The organism is Candidatus Villigracilis saccharophilus, from assembly GCF_016711665.1.
Genome location: NZ_JADJSO010000017.1, coordinates 40,228 through 60,896, shown reverse-complemented (window position 1 = coordinate 60,896; position 20,669 = coordinate 40,228). Strand labels below are relative to the sequence as shown.

Genomic DNA, 20,669 nt, shown 5'->3' with positions numbered 1-20,669 from the left:
TCTTAATTTCAGGATGGAGAATTTACGAATCGATCCAGCCAAAGTTGAAGACTTAACCAGCGCCAGATCATAAAGCCGAGGTCGCGCTTTTGAGCCCGATGCTCTTCAAGAAGCAGGCGGATTTCAGATGCATTCAGATATGGATTGGAGCGAAAAGCCGCGGAATTAAAGACATCATCGGTCCAGCCTTTTAGATCAAGCGACAGCCAGATTTTTTCCGGGGTAACGAATCCCATTTTATCAGTACGGGTTCGGATAGCCTCAGGCAGTATTCCTTTCATGGAATCCCTTAGGATCGTTTTTGTATAACCGTTATTGATCTTCTGATTTGCAGGCAGGGAGAAAGCAAATTCAACCAATCGATAATCAAGGAATGGAACACGGGCCTCGATGGAGTGCGCCATGGAATTTCTGTCTTCATAATGCAGCAGCCCCGGCAGGGAGGAACGTGTCAACGCCTGATAGAGGCGTTTTGAAAACGGGTTTCCCGAATACTCAATCTGCTCATCCGGGTAGCGGCTCCGAAACCTGGATACAAGATCAGCTTGAAGGCCGACCGCCCCGCGCCTCGCACGCACCTGGCGCTGGAAAAACGTCGGCGCGATCGAAAAAAGCGTGTGTTGAATTAAATAAGCAGGAGAAACCTGATACATATTTTTATAAGCAGACCATTCCTTTTGCAGGTCTTGAAATCGCCCCTGACTCAACAAAGTCCCCCAGTACGAATCGAAATATGGGTGGTAGCCCGCAAGCAGTTCATCCCCGCCCTGACCATCCAGCAGGACCCGCACTCCGCGCTGAGACGCGATTTTCATAACACACCATTGGGCATAAATACTTGTAGAACCAAAAGGTTCTTCCTGATGCCAGACCAGGTCAGGCAAATCGCTTAATAGATTTTGCGGTTTGGGAAAAGTATAGTTCCGTTCGGCAGATGTAACAGATAAAACTTTTTCGATATGCTCTCTTTCATCGAAGCGCAGATCCTCAAAGCAGGAGGAGAATGTTTTTTGCTTTCCGCCGATCAGGTCAGTGGGTACAGAATGATCCGAAAACAAGAGCTTATTCGCCAGGCAGACAATCGAAGATGAATCCACCCCCCCACTCAGGCAACTACCAATGGCAACATCGCTGCGCAGATGTAAGCGGATCGAATCTTCAAACAGATCGTAAAATTGATGAATGTATTTCGCATCGGCTTGCGCGCCTGAGCCGAAGTCTAATTTATCATCAGGGTTAATGTTCCAATAACGCTTAATATGAAGATTTGAATCTTCGAGCATAAGAAAATGAGCTGCGGGCAATTGGTGAATATCGGTAAAAAATGTTTCGGCAGTATGATCCAGCAAACCATAATTTAAATAATCATAAACAATGGCATCGTTGGGTTTACGCTCAATATTTGAATATTGAAGCACAGCCTTGATCTCAGAAGCAAAGACAAAGCGTTCACGATCAAAGAAAAAATAGAAGGGCTTTATCCCAAAACGGTCACGGGCGCAAAACAGGCGTTTATTCCGTTTATCAAACAAGGCGAATCCCCACATCCCATTAAAACGATCAAGGCAACCCTCCCCCCAGGCGTCATATGCGTTCAAGATCACTTCGGTGTCTGTCTGTGTCCGAAACACATACCCCAGCGCTTGTAATTCATCCCGCAGTTCAATATAGTTATAGATCTCCCCGTTGAACACGATCCAAAGAGAACCATCCGCATTGCTCATGGGTTGATGGCCGGCTGGGGAAAGGTCCAAAATAGACAGGCGCCGAAAACCAAAGGCAAGATCAAATTGCGGATTGAAAACATTCTCAATACGGGGCAATCGCACATGCGCGGCGCTTTGCGGTCCGAGGCAGGACGCGACTTCATTACTGCTCGAGTTGATCAACAGATAGCCTTCATCATCCGGACCGCGATGACGGATTGAATTCAATGAATTAATCAGAGCGCCCAAATCAACCGGTTGTTTATGAAGATTCCAAACTCCAAATATTCCGCACATTAAAAGCACACTCCTATCCTGGTTGGATATCCCCGGGATTTACAGATATTTACGACTCAAGGCGTATCTCTTTCAGTCTCCTGGCAAAGTCAGAGAAGTTGAGATGGGCATTATAGCGAGTTTCCCAAATATAGCGGCTTCCTTTTCGTTTCGTTTCAGCTTCACCCGGATGATCGATCAAATAGAACATTGCTGACGAGATTTCCTCCCCAGCGGCGTTGGGACCTATAAGAATGCCATTCTGTGTGGATACAATTTCCACGTTCCCGCCCACCGCAGTGGCAATCACGGGGATCCCACAGCTTATTGCTTCCATAATGGAAACCGGTGTTCCTTCCGTTTCACTCACATTGATAAATACATCAAATGGTTCATCCCTATACAACTGAAGCAAGGCTGTATTATCTGAGTACCCTGAAAAAAACGCCTTTGCATTGGCTGGAAATTTTTTATTGGCAAGATTTTGAAGTTCATCGCGCGTCACCCCATTCCCGACATGGGTCCATTCAAAATGCTGTCCGGGACGTAATAATGCTGCCTGAAGAACTGCCTCCAGTATCCTTTCCACTCGTTTTTCAGAGCGGATCATGGAACAGGAGACCATACGAAATACGCCATCCTGTGAGGACCGACTCAAAAAACCAGGATCTGGAACGCCCAACAAAGCTGTTTCAAAAAGAGCGGAAAAAAATCGGTAATGATCGATAAAATAGGTTTTCCCAGCGAAAGAAGCAGGGAAAACCCTGTCAATAAGTTCTAACACCGCGGCGCGGCAGGGAAAAAAGGGTGGATCGTAATATTGCTCTTCAAAGACATCATAACCGTGCGCGCGCGACACCAGCTTCAATTCTGGAACCTGCCTCTTTGCCAGGCTGATTCCTCCAGAGGCTTGATCGAACCAGTAGGTATAAAAAAGACAATCCTGGCCATTTAATTTCTGACGGTCAAGCCAGTTGATAACCCATTGATGTGTGATCTCGGCTTTGCCTGCAAAAGAAACCAACCTCCTGTATGCTTTATATGAAAACAGCGGGAAATTACTCTCCATCATACCCTGACGGAACAATGGAGAAAAAAGACCTTTTAGAAAAATGGTGTACACGCTATGGGAGGCAAGATATTCAGCATAACTGACATCGACTTCCGCATTAAATAAGTCACCAAAACGACTGCCTTCAACTGTTTCGGGAACAAAAATAACCCTGTCAAACTCATCAAGCAGGTGTCGGACTTCAACATTCAAAAAATTCTGCTCCCCACCGCGAACATAGGGGTAGGAAGATGTAAATACAATCAAATTCACGATATCAGCCTTTTTATTCTTTTATAAATTCCTGGCGATGTTTTGCAAACTCATCAATCGCGCGTTCATAATCATCCGGGCGACCAATATCGAGCCAATAACCGTCAAATTTAAACACATTGACCTTTTGTCCTGCCTTGAGCAGGTTAAGCATAAGATCGGGAAGATCCAGTTTTTGATTTAAAGGAATGTAATTCAGAATGGCAGGCTCAAAAATATAGATGCCCATGCTGACCTCATAATGATAGGTCGGTTTCTCAATATAATTGGCCACCCAGTTGTCTGAGTCGACATCGATCACGCCAAGATCAATTTTCACGTCGCGCTGATAACAGGCAATCGTAGCCAGCACGCCGCGTTCACGATGATTTTTCAGCATGGCGCTGTAATCGATCGTGGTCAACAGGTCACCGTTCATCACGAGAAAAGTCTCATTTAGATTTGGAACGAGCGCAATTGGTCCCGCCGTCCCCAAGGGCTGCCCTTCACGCGAATATTCAAGCGTGGCGCCAAATTTACTTCCGTCGCCGCAATAGGCCATCAACAATTCTGCCAAATATCCAACCGCAAGGGTCTGGTCATCAAAGCCGTGGTTTACCAATTGACGCATGACGATTTCAAGAATCGGCATTTCACCGACCGGCATGAGCGGCTTCGGCAAAACGGTTGTATAAGGAGCAAGGCGGGTGCCTTTTCCACCAGCAAGTATCACAGCACGCATAATCACCTACACAGTATATTGGTCGGGACGATAAAGATCGATATGAGCCGAGATCCACTCAATGGTGGCACGCAGTCCCTCATCGAGAGAGACGCGCGGCTCCCATCCGATCATTTCACGGGCCTTTTGATTGGACGCCCATAACTTCATCACTTCACTTTTTCCAGGGCGGATGCGTTGAGCATCCATCACCACTTTTGGCGATTTACCAATGATCCCAAATATCTTATCGACCAGATCGCCAATACGGATGGTGTTGTCGTTGCCAAGATTGATCTCCTGCCCAAGAACATTCTCAGCCAAGGCGACGCGCATAAAACCATCAGCGGTATCGGCAACAAAAGTGAAATCGCGTGACGGGTCCAGACTGCCCAACTTAACTTCATCACGCGTAAGCGCCTGTGTAATGATCGTGGGAATCACAGCGCGGGCGGACTGGCGCGGCCCGTAGGTATTGAAAGGGCGCAGCGTAACCACAGGCACCTCAAAGGAACGATAAAAACTTTCGGCGATCTTATCCGCGCCGATCTTGCTGGCAGAATAGGGAGACTGTCCTTGAAGCGGGTGGGACTCATCGATGGGCACATACTGCGCCGTGCCATACACTTCACTCGTGGAGGTATGCACGACACGCCGCACTTTAAAATCACGCGCCGCCATCAACACATTTAACGTACCCATGATGTTTGTGTCGATCACTTCACGCGGATGCACATATGAATACGGGATCGCGATCAATGCACCGAGATGAAAGATCGTGTCGACATCCCGCGCGGCTCCCCGCACCGCCTCCACATCTCGCAAATCGCCGTAAATGATCTCGAGTTGTGAAAATATTTCAGGCGCAATCAAGCGCAGCATGCCCACATCATTGCGCGAGTTATAGCGTGTGAACGCACGTACGCGCGCGCCTTCATGCACCAATCTTTCCACAAGGTGGCTGGCAACAAATCCGCCCGCCCCGGTCACAAGCACTTGTCTGTTTTTCCAATCCATACTCACTCCAGTTCTGATTTTACTCTTTGGCGCCAATCATTCAATAGATCAGATAACGACTCTCGCAGGGAGATCTTTGGACGCCAGCCTGTAGCCCGATTCAGTTTTAGCGAATTCCCAACTTGAATGGGAATATCATTTTTTTGGAAGCGCGCCGCACCTAATTCAACTGTGAATTGATTCGGCGACATGGAGATCATCTCACTCAAGCATTTTCGAATCGCCACCGCATGTCCGGAACATACATTATAGACCTGCCCGGCTTTTCCTTTTTTGGCAACCAACTCAAAGGCGCGGGCCGCGTCGCGCACATCCAAAAAATCACGGCGCGCAGACAAATTCCCGGTCACGATCCCGTTCTCATCGTTTAATTCGGCAAGCGCGATCTGACGCGCAAAAGCTGAACAAGCAAGATCAGCGGACTGGCCCGGTCCTAACAAATTGAACATACGCACGATCATAACCGGCAGGCAAAAAGATTGGTAATAGCGCAAAGCAGCCGCCTCCTGCGCGGTCTTGCTGACTGCATAATGTGTAAGTGGGCGCAGAGCAATCCGTTCGCTGATCGGCTTCCCAGATCTATGACCATACACAGCGCTTGAACTTGCCACTACTATAACAGGCCGAATCCCTGCAGCCAGTACCGACTCAAACAATGCAACTGTGCCAAGCAGATTTACCATATAAAAAAGTTCAGATGCATCAGACTTAATACGCCCGGCAAGATGAAATATAACATCAGGACGAGCTTCCTCCAGGGCAATTCTGAGCGCATGTCGGTCGGTTATTTCACCTTGAAAGGAACGGCTGTTCGTACCGTCAGGACGCCGGCCAAAGCCAAAAACATCCCAACCAGCAGCGGTCAGGTGGTCAGCAAGATGCCTCCCGACAAAGCCTTGCTTCCCGGTTATCAAAGCCCGTTTCATCTCCCTTTTAGATTCCTGATACCGTTCAATGTGCCGCGCAAGGCTTCTCTTTTGGTGAGGTTTACAACGATCAAGCCCAGTAATGCCCAATAGTAAGCCGCCCAACGCCATTTATCTTTACTCCAACTCTTGCGGAAAAGATAATCATAGTTCACAACGGTCATTTCGGCCCATTGTCGATAATTCAAACGATTCTTTGGGCTTTCATTATGGGCCAGCGTGGCAGACGCGTGGTAGTAGATCTTATAGCCGGCATCCAAAACCTGCTTGGAAATATCAGAATCTTCCATCAGACCATAGCGGACAAGCTTTTCATCAAAGCTCGCCTTATCGAATACTTCCCGCCGAAACGCCATGCAACAACCAGACAGGCATTCAATATATCTGCTTTGAAGGATCGCGTGAGGATGAGTCGCCATACCAGACCAGCGAAATCGCCCGCTGCCATTATCCACCAACCCAAAAATCGACCGCAACAGAAAGAAGATTTTTTGCTCCAGCCAAAACCTGACCGGTTTCGACTGGCCTCCAAGCGGACGAATGATCCTGCCGCCGACAGCGCCAATTTCATGGAAAAGGTCATTTGCAAAAATTCTTTCGATCTCATCAAAATAATTAGAATCCAACTCCACATCGTCATCAAAAAAGAAAATCAGATCGCTTACAGATTCGCGAATTCCATAATTGCGCTGCAAGGTCAGCCCTGGCTGGGTATGGAAATAACGCGTTGAAAAAGGGATCTTGATCGAGTTTAGATAATCTTCAATTTTTTTTTCATCAGACGAATCCACAATAACGAGCTCATCCGGCAAACGGGTCTGCTTTACAAGGGAAGATAATGTCTTCTGGAAATCATCAAATCGATTCCGCGTGCAGATGATGACCGAGATCTTCATCATGAACCCAAAACCTTCTCAAAGATTTGTTTGTGGCGGGCGGTGAACTTTTCCAGCGAAAATAATTCCACAGCACGCTGGCGTGCCTTCTGCGAATATTCGTTGCGGCGGGAAAAAACTTTCATCAGCGCATCTGCCATGGCTTGCGGGGCGGGCAGGTTGATCGTATCCCAATCATGCTCCACATGGACACCGATACCTGCATCGCCGACCAACTCTGGCACGCCGCCATTTTCCAAATGTACAACGGGCATGCCCAGCGCCAGCGCTTCCAACACAAGACCTGGGGAAGAATCTGCATATTGTGTATGAAGTAAAAAGTGCGCCTGTGAATAAAGCGCAGGCGCTTCCGCCTGGGTATACGCTCCCGTAAAAGTTACATGGTCTGTCAGATCCAATTCCTTCAAAATACGCGCGGTCCACTCCTTTGCTTCGTGATCCGGGAGCCAGAGTTTGCCCGTCACCATTAGCCTCGCGTTGGGGATCTCCCGATGCAAGGCCTTGAGCGTATTCAACGCCAGCTCCAAACGGTACTGCTGGAACTGATTCCCGCCCAAAAGGAGGGTCAATGCATCCGGCTTTTCCGGGCAGGCATCAGGAGTAAAGAGACGGGTATCGACTGGATTATAGATGATCTCATGAGGCACTTGCGGCGGCAGGAGATATCGTTCCGCGCTTATCTTGCAAAATCGACTTTGATAAACGATAAAGTCAGCAGAGTGGATGACCGTCTTCAACTCGCGATTGGATGCTTCATAATTCAAGCCGTCCCACGCCGGGAAGGCGACACCATTTTGATTAATGACAATCTTCAATCCTTTACGCTTTGCTTCTGCAAGAATCGCCGTACGCAAGGGATGCCCGACGCTGCTAACTGCATATAAAAGGCTTGCGGAAGGGAATTGGTGCGGAAATGTCTCAGCCAGATAAGTTAGCTTGACCGAGCCGCCATGTGCGAATTCACTGCGTAAAGCCGGCGGCTTAGGAAAATTCGTGGTCAGGTACGTCACTGAAAGGCGCCCTTCGCTTTTTCCGATCTCTGAAACTCTGAGCCATAAAGGAAGATTGAGCAGTGCGTCACGCAAGCGAAATATCAGCTGAAACAGATTTGGAAATTGTTTCTTGAGGAAATTTAACCGTTTTCTGATCATGTTTTTTTTACGGGAACACACTCTGCCCAAATATCTCCCCAGCGAATCTCAAAATGCCTTATCTCCAACTCCGCAGCCTTCATTTCATCCATAAATATTTGAGGAGAGTATTCAAGCACATGTGTATCATCGGTATATGGGAACAAGCCAAGTTCCCGTTTTAAGGCGGCGAAGAAATGGCGTTCGAAAGTCGGCACTCTGATCAGGAATTTCCCCGGGTGGAATCGTTCGGACAGGTCATTAAGAAAATTTTCGCGATTCTCCAGATGTTCAAGAATACTGGAAAGAACGATCACATCAAAAAACTCGACTTTGGGTATATCTGTAAAAACATTTCCAACCACATAGTCGACATTCGGATGTGAAAAACGCTGCTTTGCAAACTCAATTTGAGCAACATCGAAATCAATCCCGAGCACCTGTGCGTCTGTATGAGTTGCTATGGAATGGGCAACGGCTCCAATGCCACACCCAAGGTCCAGCACACGGGCATTTTTCGGGATACGGTCATAGAAAAATGAATGGATGCCATCCATCAGTTCATGTTTGATATGTACTCCATTCCCCCAGCGTATGCTTTGAAGATCGATCGCATTGGATACCTGATCAAAAATACCCAGCAACCAGCGTATGGCATCACGGGGTGGAGCAGATTCTTCGGCGGAGATCAGTAATTTGATAATATATTTCCGTACAGATCGGGGCAGCACAAGATAGGCAACTCTGGAGAAAATAGAATTAATGGTTTTTTTCATGCAATAAATCCTTTCATAAACGAAGCCCACAATGGAATTTGCGCAATATAGTCGTTGTTTTTTGCGCCTTCCCTGCCACACCTCAAAATTGGCAACAATGCATCATCCCCCAAATCATAGACTTGCGTTACACAGGCCGCAAGTCCTTCAACATCCTCAACATCAACCAGCCAGCCATTCTCGCCATTCCTGATCAAATCAACAGCCTGCCCCACCCTGGTACTTACAATCGGAACGCCGCTGGCCATGCTCTCCAAAATAGATTTCGGTCCTCCCTCCTGCCGTGACGCAACAAGATATACATCAAGCGCCCAAAACATTTTCGCGATATCTGGGTATGATTTTAAATAGACATGCTTGTATGGGACTTGCAATTCATCCAACCCCTTCTTAACATATCCTCTTGCTGGACCTGAAAGTAAAACATATAACTCCGGAATATCCCTTTTCAACAATTTAATTGTCGCTAAAAACACATCGGGGCCTTTTATTAACTTGGGATCAAATCCTTCGTCCCAGCCAACCCCATCCTTTTGGAAGGATCCGACCACAAAAGCAGACTGCGGGATGCCCAATTGCGCACGAATATTTCTTTTTTGCTGCGCGGTACGGAAAGGGAAATAACCCAAATTGACCCCAATGGGAATCATAAAAACCTTTGACCGATCAATGCCCGTTTCCAAAACCACATTCATCATTTCCGTGTGTGAGACCTGTACGCGGGTAATTTGCTCATGATGCGTGCGCAACGAGTTGTGGACCGAATCAAACAACTCGTCGCCTGTATTCGGTTTCCCGTGAAAATAAGCAAAACCGATCCGGCAAGGCTTCAATTTAAGCCAGTCATCATTCATTAAAAAAAACTGGTTGGAAAAGAAAATAGCCTGCGGCGACGCGGCATGCTTCCAAATCGGCTTCGCCAGCCGCACATCAAGCCGCTTACATATACGCTTGAGTTCGCGCATCTCCCAATCGAGAACCCACCCCGCGCTGTCGCCATACAATATCAAACGGGAGTAGGGCTTCCAATGGAAGGAAGCGATCTTTAAAAATCTTTTTGCTATTTGGTTTCCAAAATTCTTCATTGGTCCATTTTACGCTTTATGGTTAAGTACTTCAGATACTTTGTTCAGACACATCACAGGTTACATTCTCTTGTGCAGGAAACGCAGCAGCCGATCGCGGATTCTGGCAACTGGCAGCCAGGGGGGGAGGCGCTCAAACCACTTCAGCAGTGCCCAAGGCTTGCTGGATACAATCCTCTGCATAGTTGTCTCTGCATCCCGGTATTTCTCCACGCTCCCCTTATTGCGATCGACGGTCATTCCCAATTGATAGAAAAATTCCCGAATGAAGGGTGTTTCGCTCGAATTCCGCATCAGAACGGACAGTTCAGACGGATACTCATTCCCAACGAACAACACTCCCAGTCCGCTGCCATGGGAAACCTCAAAAGAAGGATACTTCGCCTTAACCTCACTCCAAAGCTGCCATACCCCGAAATCGGTCTTATACACTGAAATATCATGGAAAAGAATTACGCCCCGTCGGCTCATTTTCGGAAGCCATCCTTCAAAATCTTTTTTGACAGCTTCGTATGTATGCAGTCCATCAATGTGAAGAAGATCAATAGAACCGCCTTCAAACAGGCTGAGCGCATTCTCAAAATAGCTTTGGATCAATTTAGAGAATTTTGAATACAAAGGATCATGATGATCTTTCAAATCGCTCAAAACTTCTTCACCGTAAAATGAAGCATGTTCATCACCCACCCATGCGTCAACCGCATAACAAAGGGTATTCAATTTCAACGTATCCACAGCTTGACAAAAGGCGCAGTACGAAACGCCGTTATGCGTACCCAATTCCACGATCAAGGCGGGGCGTAAGGCGTCTACCATGAACATGGCAAACGGCACATGCAGCCACCAGGCTGAAGCGGCAACCCGCAAAGGGCGGGCAAACATGATCGGGTGGGACAATGGGTTGAATTTATTCATTTATTCTCCTATTGGGATCAATGGATTGACCATCCATTAATCCCAAGATTTGCAAATATAGTTCACTGACCTGTTCCATAGATGGAACAGATATTATAGACTGGACCGCTCGATAATTTTTGACGATCTGCTCCAAAAGCCCGGGAATTTGCTCCGCCATTTCAAACCCCGCCCCGGCCTGCCCCACAATTTCAGGGTGACCTCCACTCTGAAAGTAGATGGCTGGAAGCCCGCAGGTCAACGCTTCGATCAACGAATTGGAACACGGGTCGTTCCGACTGGCAGTGAGATAAATATCATGACCACGGAATAAATCCGCCATGCGAAACGAATCGACGGCGGGCATCATGTAGATATTCTTAAACACGACCGAACTGCGCCCCACAAAAGTCATTTCGAATCGAGTCCAATCCAGATTCTCATCCAACCACTGGTAAACAAGCGCGCCCTTATTGGGATTATCTGACCAACTTGATGCGATCAGACGCGTTTTCCGATCTGAGGAAAACCCCGCCCTTCCACGCGCATGAAAGATGTGCGGGTCTGCAGCATTCATAATGATCACTGGTTTCCGGAACTGCATTCCCAGTTCCAGGTGCTTTTCCAAGCTATAACGGGATTGGAAGATGGTTTTATCTGCATATTTTTGGTTGACAGCGTGGATGCTTCCATCCACACCATCATCCCAACCGCGATAAACCCCAATGGGACCATCCACACGGTGGACATACAATACAGAGGAGCGCCGGGTTCGCTGGAGGCGTTTTTCATTGAAATTGAAAGAGTTGAACAGACAGGCGCGCGTGGTGCGGGAGATGATATTATTCTCTACGCGTAATCCATGCATTTCTGCCTGCATCCGAAACGCGCGCAGAAATTGATGCCCTCCGCCTGTAGGAGGCGGCTCAAACTCGTGGAAGATGGACAGGTCTGAAGATGTGAACTGACCTGCAAGAACAGCCCCAAAATCTAAAAGTCCATTACGGATGCCCATTTTCATTATAGGTTACGGTTGTTTTTTTCGCGCAACAACCATTACCATATGCCCGATCTCGGAGTTGACATAAGGCACGTACTTGCTGATGCGCAGGATAATTTTTTTCAAAGATTCGGGAATCTTTTTCAACCAGTGCAGTTCCTGTGAAAGCGTGTTCTGGTGCGAGTAGGTGTAATATTTTTCAATTTCAAAACCAGCCTTCTCAAGAAAACGGTAAAACTCCATTCTAGTGAATGCATACTGGTAGAAATCCATCCCCCCCACTTCATCCTGATATGCGCCGCGTGCTGCCCGCCAACGCCTTAAGGGATTAAAGTATGGAACAGAGATAAGCATGATGCCCCCGGGTTTCAATATCCGACACATTTCCGTGAGAAATGGTTCCGGTCCTGCGCGCCTATGTTCAACCACACCAAGCGAAATGACGGCATCAAAAGAATTTTCCGCGATGCCCAGCGCAGTGATATCGCCACACACCAACGGCAAAGAACCGGCATAGATATTTGCCATCTTCATGGCATGCAGTTCGTAATCGAGGCCCATACACCGATAGCCCCTGACGTTTAAAGCCTTAACATATTGAGCCGTTCCGCAGCCAGCTTCTAGTACCAGTGCCTGTTTGGGCAAGTGACGGGTAAATATCTTCTCGAAAGGGTTAAGAGTGCCGGCCCGGAACGGCTCATAGTATTCCTGGTTTGCATAAGCGCTCCACACAGTTTTCCAATATTCTTTGTCTGCCGTTTGGTGAAAATAAACCAATCGTTCCCCTTCCAGTTGACGGTTGCCGTCTTTTCCATTTTTCACATTTTCCATTTTCGTCTCCACATCGGGCAGGTTCTACCTGACTGCTTTTACAAAATATCCCGTTGTAAACTTCTGCCAGGCAGCGCTTTCCCTGCCGAACATGCGCAGGTCATAATGGAATAGCAGACGGGAGGTCCATTTCATAAGCCAGCGCATCAACTTGTCGAAATATGTGTTTCCTACCACACCGGAAATACCCAATTCCACGATCAGCCCCAAAACACCTGCGTACCCACCCATGCGGTAGACTTCAACCAGCTTGAAATCACGGAACAGATGTCGAATTCCATCCTCGGTAAAGCGTTGGAAATCGTAGGGATCGGCATGGACCGGGTAAAAAAAGGGAACTGACGCAAAGACCTGCCCACCGTCATGAAGGAGGCGGTGCATTTCATCCACACAGGCCTGCGGGGCGGGCAAATGCTCCAGTACTTCGGTACAGATGATGCTATCTGCAATTTGCGTTTTGAGCGGGGTTTTTGTTACATCTGCAAAAAGATCGGGGCTGGTCTGCAGGTCGAGGTTAATGTACAGCCACATATCCGCCTGATATTCCGGAGGCTGGAAGGTGCCGCGTTTCTCACTGCGTTTGCCGCCCAGGTCAATCACCACTCCACGCATTTCCGGAGAAAAGCGGGCCATGGCGGCATCCAACCATAAACGACGGTAGGTGACATACTTGTTTTGCCAGGGCTTGGAGGGAATATCTTGATGAATGTTCATGCGAATTCTACCTTGCAAGGGTGGTTGCTCTTACCTGCCTTTAAAGGATTTGCGCCAGAATTTTCGCAGCCTTTCGATGATGCTTCTAGACCGCATATATTCACGCAGAACAACGCGACTGACAAAACTCTCACGTGTATTTTGAAATAATCTTTTGCCAAGTTCGTCCAGTGAATCGTTTGACAATGACTTCGCTTTAAACTTCTCGGCATAGTAGGATTGATATTCCTCCCAGTTATAGGTCTCAGTCATATATGGACGAAGTTCGATGTAATTACGGGTGAATTTCCTGACATTGACAAGGTCGTCAATCTCCAACTCCATACCTGCATCAACAATCGCGCTGCGGTTTCGGGATCGGAAATCACCAAACTCCATGGGGAGTTGCGCGCCTGTATTTTCATCTTTGATCGAGTCGATATCGAACTCGAACGAAGGCGGCAATCGCAGGTTTAGGATCCATGGCAAGCGGACATCCGTATGAAAGAGACGATCTGCCAATTGATAGCGCCGATAAAGCCATGTGTAGGGGCGCGCTTCCTCAAGCATATCTGCACAATCTACTTTTATTTCGCTCACTGCCTGGGCTGGCACATACTGGTTGACATGCATGGTGATGATGCAGTCCAGTCCCTCTGCACGGGCTTGAGCGACAGCAATATTAGCATTCGGTCCGCAGGGTTTCCAGGCATCAAAGACTTCCTGTCCTTGATCGCCCACTTGGAACCATGTCCGCTCGTCTGAAAGCAGGCTGATCTTGTCAGACAAGGCAGACAGGCCTGCGAAGCCATAAGCGCTGCGAGAGGTGGAAACAAGGTAAACACGGTCTGCAAGGGAGCAAAAACTCTCCACGGTTACCTTATGATTATATTGATAGCCAAATTGATCCAATGGACCAAGCGGGCAGTAGATCGCTATCTTCATTACACCTCGGTCAACACGATTTACTCAAGCGACCATTCGCCATCCACCAGGCACATGGTCTGACGTTCACCCGGGAAGAAACCGGTCCCAAAAAAGTCGCCATGGATAACCTCAAGGTTCATGACATTTTCAACCCTGTCAGAGTATTCATTATCAACTTTTACAGAACATTCAACAAAATAATTGGAAGCAGGCAAAGGCAGGCGCGGAATACGGCAAATAAAAACACCTTCCTCCGGCACCTTTCTAAATTCAAGTCCCTGAATAATGCTTGCATGGGTAAAAATGGCGATGCCCTGCTGATCGTACACGATGATGCCGGTCTTAACCGCCCCGCCCGCATAATTTTTGTTGGCCTTATACCGCAGACAAACAAAAATTTCCTGACCCGACTGCGCCGCATTAAGAGGATGCCCTTCCGCATCCCTGAGATATGCATTGGTAATCCGGATCTGCCCCGATCCGGGGCGTAAGGATAGGTCGGACAAAAACACATCCGGTTTATTGACGCTGTCCACGTAGTTTCGGATCGCTTCATTCTGAGTGCCCGAAAAAATCATACTGCCTCGTTGAAGGACAATACCGCGTTGGCATAAGGCTTGAACAGCCGCCATGTTGTGACTTACGAACAGCACTGTGCGTCCCTGCCCGACCACATCGTTCATTTTTCCCAGACACTTCTTTTGAAATTCAGTATCACCCACAGCCAGAACTTCATCCACCACCAAAATATCAGGATCCAGGTGGGCGGCGACAGAAAAGGCAAGGCGGATATACATACCGCTTGAATACCGTTTTACGGGCGTATCGATGAATTGTTCCACACCGGAGAACGCCACGATCTCATCCATTTTTCGCTTTACTTCATCGCGAGTCATGCCATTGATCGCGCCATTAAGATAGATATTTTCCCTGCCTGTCAATTGAGAGTGAAAGCCGGTTCCAACTTCGAGCAGGCTTGCGATCCGTCCATTGACCTTGATCACACCCTCTGTGGGAGCTGTCACCCGCGAAAGGATCTTCAGCAGGGTACTCTTCCCGGCTCCATTTCGTCCGATGATTCCCACAGCCTCCCCTTGTTTAATGGAAATATTCACATCCTTAACAGCCCAAATGGTCTGACCATCGCGGTTGCCATGATCAACCTGCCCGAGTTTAAGATAGGGGTCCGGTTTCCCCAATTGGCGCGCCCACCACCGCTTGAGATCGCCATAAAAGGTTCCGGTACCGATCACTCCCAGACGGTAGCTTTTGGATACATTTTCGATCGAGATCGCAATATCAGACATTGTTACACCGTATCCATAAATGTGTTTTCGACGTGATTGAACGCCACGATCCCGATCACAAGCGCCGTCAACATACACAAAAAGCTGTAAACCAAATAGACAGGCTCCAGCGCGCTCGTACCTAAAAATGCGAAACGGAAGACCTCCACGACAGGGGTCATGGGGTTTAATAAAAGCAGCCACCTCAATCCCGCATCCACACTGGAAAGCGGATAGATCACCGGCGTACCGTACATCATTAGCTGCACCCCAAACCCGACAAGTTGCTGAAGGTCACGATACTTGGTTGTCATGGATGAGATAATAATCCCAAAGCCCAGCCCCAAGCCAGCCATAATGATCAACAAGACGGGCAAAAGTAACGCCCACCAGGTGACATGCACAACAGCGCCTTTCAGCATAAAATACACCAGAAATGCCAAAAAGACACCCAGCCGGATTCCAAAAGAAATGAGATTGGAAATCACGATCGAGATCGGAACGCTCAAGCGGGGGAAATAAACTTTTCCAAAGACGGCTGCATTTCCAGCAAAGGTATCTGAAGTGCTGGTAACGCATGTGGAAAAATACACCCAGACCGTGTTGCCAGCCAGATAAAATAGGAAGGGGGGAAGTCCATCCGTGGGAAGTTTAGCAATGTTCCCAAAGATCACGGTAAAAACCACGGTAGTCAGGATCGGCTGGATCAGGTACCACAATGGACCAAGAATCGTCTGTTTGTAATATGCGACAAAATCGCGCCAGACGAACAATAAAATCAAGTCGCGATACCGCCAGATCTCTCCCAACTGCAGATCCCACCATGCTCGTTGAGGACGAATGATCAGAGTCCATTTTTTTTGAAGTTTATTTATTTCCATAGCAGATATTTTCAACCTTATTAATTTTTCCTGAAAGTTTCCACAAACTTTTCACAAAAATCACTTTTCAAAAAATTCCTTCACAGTATCAACCACTTCATCCTGTTGAGACAGAGGCAATTCCGGGTAGAGCGGAAGCGCGAACGTCTCGCGTGAAGCTTTTTCAGCATGAGGAAAATCACCTTCCTTATATCCAAGTTTTCGGCAAGGTGTAGCCAAGTGCGGAGGCAATGGATAATACACCTCCGAGGCAATCCCCTTCTGCTTCAAGAAAGCCTGCAACGCATCACGTTTTTCCGAGCGGACAATATACAAGTGATACACATGCTTGCCCCACTCGCGCTCCACCGGAATCACAATGCCTGAAGAACCAAGCTTCTCGTTATACCGCTGAGCCAGTTCGCGGCGCTTTTCATTCCACGAATCCAAATGCGGGAACTTGGCTTGCAGGATCGCAGCCTGCAGCGCATCCAGCCGGCTGTTATAACCGACTTCCTCCGAATAATATTTTTTCTTCCAGCCGTGCGTGCGCAGCATCCGCATCCGTTCTGCAAGCAACGGGTCATTTGTCACCACCATGCCCGCATCGCCGAACGCGCCTAAATTTTTCGTGGGGAAGAAACTCAGACAGGCAATATCTCCAAACGAACCTGTCTTTTTGCCAAGGTATTCCGCGCCGAGTCCCTGCGCGTTATCTTCGATCACCTTCAAATTATTCTCGCGCGCAATTTCAAGGATCGGATTCATCTCAGCCGGGTGGCCATACAAATGCACAGGAATGATCGCCTTCGTCTTCGGCGTGATGGCAGATCTGATCTTGCTCACATCAATCTGATAACTCTGCGGGTCAACATCCACAAACACCGGCTGCGCGCCAACAGACATCACCGTACCCGCGGTTGCAAAAAACGTATACGCCGGAATGATCACCTCGTCGCCTGTGCCAATATTCAGGGCACGTAATGCCAGCACCAAAGCATCTGTTCCTGAAGCTAGCCCGATCGCATGCTTCACGCCAAGATAGACCGCAATGCTTTCCTCAAACTTCACCACCTGCGGCCCAAGAATAAAATGTCCAGACTCTAATGTGGATAATACAGCCGAATCAATTTCTTCCTTAATGGAATGGTACTGCGCTGTTAGATCTACCAACGAAATCATCACTCGCCTCTTTCCGGACCGACAACCTGATCCTGTTTTCTATAAGCATCGCCGCAGCTTTGACAGACTGCGCGATCACCCTCAAATTTCAACTGCTCGCCGCACTGACACATCCACCCACGCAGGCGCGCCGGCGACCCATAGACGAGCGCGTAATCCGGCACATCCTTCGTCACCACTGCGCCCGCGCCGACAAAACAATACCGCCCCAGCGTTGTACCGCACACAATGGTCGCGTTCGCGCCAATGGATGCGCCCCTGCGGACCAGCGTGGTCTTATATTCATCTTTTCGGTTGACATGGCTGCGTGGATTAATAACATTCGTAAACACCATCGAAGGCCCTAAAAACACATCGTCTTCAACGATAACACCGGTATAAAGTGAAACATTATTTTGGATCTTCACATTATTTCCCAGCGTCACGCCAGACGAGACCAATACATTCTGACCGATGTTACAGCGCTCGCCGATCTTCGCGCCGGGCATGACATGGCAGAAATGCCATATTTTTGTACCCGCGCCGATCTCCGCGCCTTCATCTACATAACTGGATTCATGAACAAAATAATCTGGCATGGCAACTACTTCTTCAAAAGCGGATGAATCAGTTCATCCTTTGGTGAAATTTCAGCGGAGCGAATGGCATAAGTCAAATCAATAGATGGACGCGCGTCCTTGATCCCAAATCCCCGGCCAGCCAATGTCTCTTCATAAACGCGGGTATGCAAGTCTGTAAAGCCTTCTGAAAATTCGATCTCTTTTCCATCCACTGTAATGGAACGAAATGTCGTCTTGCCACCAGCTTTTGCAGAAAACGGCAGATCGTTCTTATCCACCGACAGAAACCAGCGCACACGCGCATGTTCCAACTCAATGAAACCAGACATACGGCTCTCATCTGAATGATATACCTTAATTCCATGCGTAGAACCAAACAGCCACAATAAAAGATCAAAGAAATGCACGCCAATATTTGTAGCCACGCCGCCCGATTTATCTTCATGCCCTTTCCATGAAACTTGATACCAGGGACCACGGCTGGTAATGTAGGTAAGTTCCACATCATGCTGACCACCCTGCTCCTGCAGAGTCTGCTTGAGCTTGATCAACTCCGGGTGCACGCGCAGCTGCAAGATCGTATGGATGTGGTGCTTTGTCTCGGATTCCAACTCTTCGAGCGCGTCAAAATTCCAGGGGTTGATCACCAGAGGCTTTTCGCAAATCACATCCGCCCCAACGCGTAATGCGAGGCGGCAATGCGAATCATGCAGATAATTTGGGGAACAGACTGAAACAAAATGGACGCGGTCTTCCATAGGGCCGCGTCGTAACTTTTCCAAATGACGATCAAAGCGCTCGATCTCGGTAAAAAACTTTACATCAAATGAATATTGATCCAGTACTCCAACCGAATCCTTGGGGTCTACAGCCGCCACCAATTGATTCCCCGTATCACGAATGGCGCGCAAGTGGCGAGGCGCAATATAACCGCCAACGCCGATCACAGCAAAATTTTTAGGCATATCATCCTTTCAAGTCCGAATAAAATCAGCCTGATATCGAAGCTACTCGATATCCCCGCTCATCCACTTTCAACACAACACCATTCGGGATTTCACTGATACGAAGACCAGCCTCAATGCAAGTCAGGCGCAGAATATCCATGATCTCGTCGTTCCCGTCCACAAACACATCCCTGACACCGTTTTGCTTAAGATCAAGGGCGAGCATTTTGGCCTTCTCGCGATAATCGCCATATACTTTGAGAGAGTCGCGCGCATAAGATAAGGCTCTCTGTGTAAAGACCGCCATACCTTCGGGAGTCAAATCATATTTCAAGCGGGTGCGGTCAAGGTGAGAAACCTTGACCCAGCCACGATGGATAAGCCGCTTGATATACCAATTGACACTGCCAACTGCAATGCCCAGGCGATCCGATAAATTTGACTGGGTCACAAGCGAATCCTGGGCAATTTCATTCAGAAGAGTATATTCGTGTTGTTTGATCTTTGTCATAATCTGAGCTTTCAGTTTTTGAATTCTCACATAAATAGGTATCCCTGTCAAGTGAAAAAACTGGGATTCTTTTACTTCAGAGAAGCTGAAAGAATATTAAATATTTGTTCAGCGGAATGACCATCCCCATATAGCGGCGCGCGAGCCCCTCGCGGGAACCAGTTTTCAAAAAGATCGATGATTTTCTTTTCTTGCACGCCGGCAAGTTGATTCCAACCCGAGGCAACCGTTTCCACCCACTCGGTCTCCTGACGCAAAGTAATACAGCGCACCCCCACAAGATACGCCTCTTTTTGCACGCCGCCCGAATCGGTCAAAATACAATTCGCGTTTTCCTGTAAAACCAGCATATCGTAATAACCGACAGGGTCGATCATCAACACATTAGAACCTGCAGATATTCCCCACTCGTTCATCATTTTACGCGTGCGCGGATGTACAGGAAAAACCACCTGTGAAGACAGATCTCCAAACGCCCTTAAGATCGAGCGCATATTGTCCGCATCATCTGTGTTCGAGGCGCGGTGAACCGTGGCAAGCGCGTACCTGCCCTTTGCCAGACCCAACAGTTCGATAATATTAGATTTTGCACGCGCTAATTTCAAATTAAAAAATAGCGCGTCAGCCATCACATCGCCAACACGGTGGACTCCCTGGGTGATCCCCTCTTTCGCCAGATTTTCAACTGCGGCATCGGTTGGACAAAACAGTAACGTGGATACATGATCGGTCAACATACGATTGATCTCTTCCGGCATCGCTCTGTTAAATGATCTCAAACCTGCCTCGACATGCGCGAGCGGTATCTGCGCCTTGGCAGAGGCAAGCGCGCCAGCCAGGGTTGAATTCGTGTCGCCGAAGACCAGCACACAATCCGGCTTGACGGCATTGAAAATTCTCTCCAACTCAACCAGCATTTTGCCCGTCTGCTCAGCGTGCGAGCCGCCACCGACCCCCAGGTTGAAATCCGGCGGACGCATTTCCATCTCCGTGAAAAATATTTCAGACATGCCATAGTCATAATGCTGTCCGGTGTGAATGACAATTTCCTTGAAACCGGCCGCCAGCGCGCGCGAAACTGGCGCAGCCTTAATGAACTGCGGGCGCGCGCCCACAATGGTAGCGACCGTTCTAATGGGCAT

22 protein-coding genes are annotated in these 20,669 nt (G+C 48.2%); 1 reads left to right on the top strand and 21 read right to left on the bottom strand.

Translation table 11 applies throughout. From position 1 onward, the window contains the following. Positions 1-8: 8 nt before the first annotated feature. Genes asnB through IPL17_RS07660 form a run of 9 tightly spaced genes read right to left on the bottom strand, consistent with a single transcriptional unit; the run spans position 9 to position 9,440 of the window. Entirely contained in the window at positions 9-2,003 is a 1,995-nt protein-coding gene (asnB, locus tag IPL17_RS07700; RefSeq protein WP_345306495.1) for an asparagine synthase (glutamine-hydrolyzing), read from the bottom strand. A 49-nt stretch (positions 2,004-2,052) separates the two neighbouring features. Beyond that, positions 2,053-3,306 (bottom strand): glycosyltransferase, encoded by a 1,254-nt coding sequence (locus IPL17_RS07695; protein WP_345306494.1) that lies wholly within the window; start codon positions 3,304-3,306, stop codon positions 2,053-2,055. Positions 3,307-3,319: 13 nt separating this feature from the next. Further along, a complete protein-coding gene (locus tag IPL17_RS07690) occupies positions 3,320-4,027 on the bottom strand; it encodes a sugar phosphate nucleotidyltransferase (protein WP_345306493.1) in 708 nt (235 codons plus the stop codon). 6 nt (positions 4,028-4,033) lie between these two features. Continuing rightward, positions 4,034-5,023: a GDP-mannose 4,6-dehydratase gene (locus IPL17_RS07685; protein WP_345306492.1), complete on the bottom strand. Its 990-nt coding sequence runs from the start codon at positions 5,021-5,023 to the stop codon at positions 4,034-4,036. Between the two features lie 2 nt (positions 5,024-5,025). Then, positions 5,026-5,937 carry an NAD-dependent epimerase/dehydratase family protein gene (locus IPL17_RS07680; protein ID WP_345306491.1) on the bottom strand — a complete coding sequence of 304 codons (912 nt, stop codon included), beginning with the start codon at positions 5,935-5,937 and terminating at the stop codon, positions 5,026-5,028. An 8-nt stretch (positions 5,938-5,945) separates the two neighbouring features. After that, positions 5,946-6,848, bottom strand: coding sequence for a glycosyltransferase (locus tag IPL17_RS07675; RefSeq protein WP_345306490.1), 903 nt, complete (start codon positions 6,846-6,848; stop codon positions 5,946-5,948). Further along, on the bottom strand, positions 6,845-7,996 hold the full coding sequence (locus IPL17_RS07670; RefSeq protein ID WP_345306489.1) for a glycosyltransferase family 4 protein: 1,152 nt from the start codon (positions 7,994-7,996) through the stop codon (positions 6,845-6,847). Before IPL17_RS07670 ends, IPL17_RS07675 begins: the two co-directional genes overlap by 4 nt. After that, positions 7,993-8,751 (bottom strand): class I SAM-dependent methyltransferase, encoded by a 759-nt coding sequence (locus IPL17_RS07665; RefSeq protein WP_345306488.1) that lies wholly within the window; start codon positions 8,749-8,751, stop codon positions 7,993-7,995. Before IPL17_RS07665 ends, IPL17_RS07670 begins: the two co-directional genes overlap by 4 nt. Further along, positions 8,748-9,440 (bottom strand): glycosyltransferase family 4 protein, encoded by a 693-nt coding sequence (locus tag IPL17_RS07660; RefSeq protein ID WP_345306549.1) that lies wholly within the window; start codon positions 9,438-9,440, stop codon positions 8,748-8,750. The genes IPL17_RS07665 and IPL17_RS07660 overlap by 4 nt, the downstream gene beginning before the upstream one ends. 210 nt (positions 9,441-9,650) lie before the next feature. Here IPL17_RS07660 and IPL17_RS07655 point away from each other — a divergent pair, with 210 nt between their 5' ends. Next, positions 9,651-9,800 (top strand): hypothetical protein, encoded by a 150-nt coding sequence (locus IPL17_RS07655; protein ID WP_345306550.1) that lies wholly within the window; start codon positions 9,651-9,653, stop codon positions 9,798-9,800. Positions 9,801-9,896: 96 nt separating this feature from the next. Here IPL17_RS07655 and IPL17_RS07650 read toward each other — a convergent pair whose 3' ends face one another. From IPL17_RS07650 to wecB, 12 genes are all read right to left on the bottom strand, one after another. Further along, positions 9,897-10,751: a class I SAM-dependent methyltransferase gene (locus IPL17_RS07650; RefSeq protein ID WP_345306487.1), complete on the bottom strand. Its 855-nt coding sequence runs from the start codon at positions 10,749-10,751 to the stop codon at positions 9,897-9,899. Next, positions 10,744-11,745: a glycosyltransferase gene (locus IPL17_RS07645; protein WP_345306486.1), complete on the bottom strand. Its 1,002-nt coding sequence runs from the start codon at positions 11,743-11,745 to the stop codon at positions 10,744-10,746. Before IPL17_RS07645 ends, IPL17_RS07650 begins: the two co-directional genes overlap by 8 nt. 12 nt (positions 11,746-11,757) lie before the next feature. Continuing rightward, positions 11,758-12,561, bottom strand: coding sequence for a class I SAM-dependent methyltransferase (locus IPL17_RS07640; protein ID WP_345306485.1), 804 nt, complete (start codon positions 12,559-12,561; stop codon positions 11,758-11,760). Positions 12,562-12,585: 24 nt separating this feature from the next. Then, positions 12,586-13,275, bottom strand: a complete 690-nt coding sequence (locus tag IPL17_RS07635) for a methyltransferase domain-containing protein (protein ID WP_345306484.1) — start codon at positions 13,273-13,275, stop codon at positions 12,586-12,588. Positions 13,276-13,305: 30 nt separating this feature from the next. Further along, positions 13,306-14,199, bottom strand: coding sequence for a hypothetical protein (locus IPL17_RS07630; RefSeq protein WP_345306483.1), 894 nt, complete (start codon positions 14,197-14,199; stop codon positions 13,306-13,308). A 20-nt stretch (positions 14,200-14,219) separates the two neighbouring features. Next, entirely contained in the window at positions 14,220-15,488 is a 1,269-nt protein-coding gene (locus IPL17_RS07625; RefSeq protein ID WP_345306482.1) for an ABC transporter ATP-binding protein, read from the bottom strand. Between the two features lie 2 nt (positions 15,489-15,490). Beyond that, complete coding sequence (locus IPL17_RS07620) at positions 15,491-16,348, bottom strand: ABC transporter permease (RefSeq protein WP_345306481.1); 858 nt, start codon at positions 16,346-16,348, stop codon at positions 15,491-15,493. 60 nt (positions 16,349-16,408) lie between these two features. Beyond that, entirely contained in the window at positions 16,409-17,509 is a 1,101-nt protein-coding gene (locus IPL17_RS07615; protein ID WP_345306548.1) for a DegT/DnrJ/EryC1/StrS family aminotransferase, read from the bottom strand. Next, on the bottom strand, positions 17,509-18,087 hold the full coding sequence (locus IPL17_RS07610) for an acyltransferase (protein WP_345306480.1): 579 nt from the start codon (positions 18,085-18,087) through the stop codon (positions 17,509-17,511). The genes IPL17_RS07615 and IPL17_RS07610 overlap by 1 nt, the downstream gene beginning before the upstream one ends. 5 nt (positions 18,088-18,092) lie before the next feature. Then, a complete protein-coding gene (locus IPL17_RS07605; protein ID WP_345306479.1) occupies positions 18,093-19,034 on the bottom strand; it encodes a Gfo/Idh/MocA family oxidoreductase in 942 nt (313 codons plus the stop codon). A gap of 25 nt (positions 19,035-19,059) precedes the next feature. Further along, positions 19,060-19,527, bottom strand: a complete 468-nt coding sequence (locus IPL17_RS07600; RefSeq protein WP_345306478.1) for a winged helix-turn-helix transcriptional regulator — start codon at positions 19,525-19,527, stop codon at positions 19,060-19,062. 71 nt (positions 19,528-19,598) lie between these two features. Continuing rightward, positions 19,599-20,669, bottom strand: coding sequence for a UDP-N-acetylglucosamine 2-epimerase (non-hydrolyzing) (wecB, locus tag IPL17_RS07595; RefSeq protein WP_345306477.1), 1,071 nt, complete (start codon positions 20,667-20,669; stop codon positions 19,599-19,601).

Excerpts from the sequence above, each read along its gene's own strand:
- asnB (WP_345306495.1), bottom strand. The coding sequence starts at position 2,003 with ATGTGCGGAATATTTGGAGTTTGGAATCTTCATAAACAACCGGTTGAT.
- IPL17_RS07690 (WP_345306493.1), bottom strand. The coding sequence starts at position 4,027 with ATGCGTGCTGTGATACTTGCTGGTGGAAAAGGCACCCGCCTTGCTCCT.
- IPL17_RS07685 (WP_345306492.1), bottom strand. The coding sequence starts at position 5,023 with ATGGATTGGAAAAACAGACAAGTGCTTGTGACCGGGGCGGGCGGATTT.
- IPL17_RS07675 (WP_345306490.1), bottom strand. The coding sequence starts at position 6,848 with ATGATGAAGATCTCGGTCATCATCTGCACGCGGAATCGATTTGATGAT.
- IPL17_RS07670 (WP_345306489.1), bottom strand. The coding sequence starts at position 7,996 with ATGATCAGAAAACGGTTAAATTTCCTCAAGAAACAATTTCCAAATCTG.
- IPL17_RS07665 (WP_345306488.1), bottom strand. The coding sequence starts at position 8,751 with ATGAAAAAAACCATTAATTCTATTTTCTCCAGAGTTGCCTATCTTGTG.
- IPL17_RS07655 (WP_345306550.1), top strand. The coding sequence starts at position 9,651 with ATGCTTCCAAATCGGCTTCGCCAGCCGCACATCAAGCCGCTTACATAT.
- IPL17_RS07650 (WP_345306487.1), bottom strand. The coding sequence starts at position 10,751 with ATGAATAAATTCAACCCATTGTCCCACCCGATCATGTTTGCCCGCCCT.
- IPL17_RS07645 (WP_345306486.1), bottom strand. The coding sequence starts at position 11,745 with ATGGGCATCCGTAATGGACTTTTAGATTTTGGGGCTGTTCTTGCAGGT.
- IPL17_RS07640 (WP_345306485.1), bottom strand. The coding sequence starts at position 12,561 with ATGGAAAATGTGAAAAATGGAAAAGACGGCAACCGTCAACTGGAAGGG.
- IPL17_RS07635 (WP_345306484.1), bottom strand. The coding sequence starts at position 13,275 with ATGAACATTCATCAAGATATTCCCTCCAAGCCCTGGCAAAACAAGTAT.
- IPL17_RS07630 (WP_345306483.1), bottom strand. The coding sequence starts at position 14,199 with ATGAAGATAGCGATCTACTGCCCGCTTGGTCCATTGGATCAATTTGGC.
- IPL17_RS07625 (WP_345306482.1), bottom strand. The coding sequence starts at position 15,488 with ATGTCTGATATTGCGATCTCGATCGAAAATGTATCCAAAAGCTACCGT.
- IPL17_RS07620 (WP_345306481.1), bottom strand. The coding sequence starts at position 16,348 with ATGGAAATAAATAAACTTCAAAAAAAATGGACTCTGATCATTCGTCCT.
- IPL17_RS07615 (WP_345306548.1), bottom strand. The coding sequence starts at position 17,509 with ATGATTTCGTTGGTAGATCTAACAGCGCAGTACCATTCCATTAAGGAA.
- IPL17_RS07610 (WP_345306480.1), bottom strand. The coding sequence starts at position 18,087 with ATGCCAGATTATTTTGTTCATGAATCCAGTTATGTAGATGAAGGCGCG.
- IPL17_RS07605 (WP_345306479.1), bottom strand. The coding sequence starts at position 19,034 with ATGCCTAAAAATTTTGCTGTGATCGGCGTTGGCGGTTATATTGCGCCT.
- IPL17_RS07600 (WP_345306478.1), bottom strand. The coding sequence starts at position 19,527 with ATGACAAAGATCAAACAACACGAATATACTCTTCTGAATGAAATTGCC.
- wecB (WP_345306477.1), bottom strand. The coding sequence starts at position 20,669 with ATGCCCATTAGAACGGTCGCTACCATTGTGGGCGCGCGCCCGCAGTTC.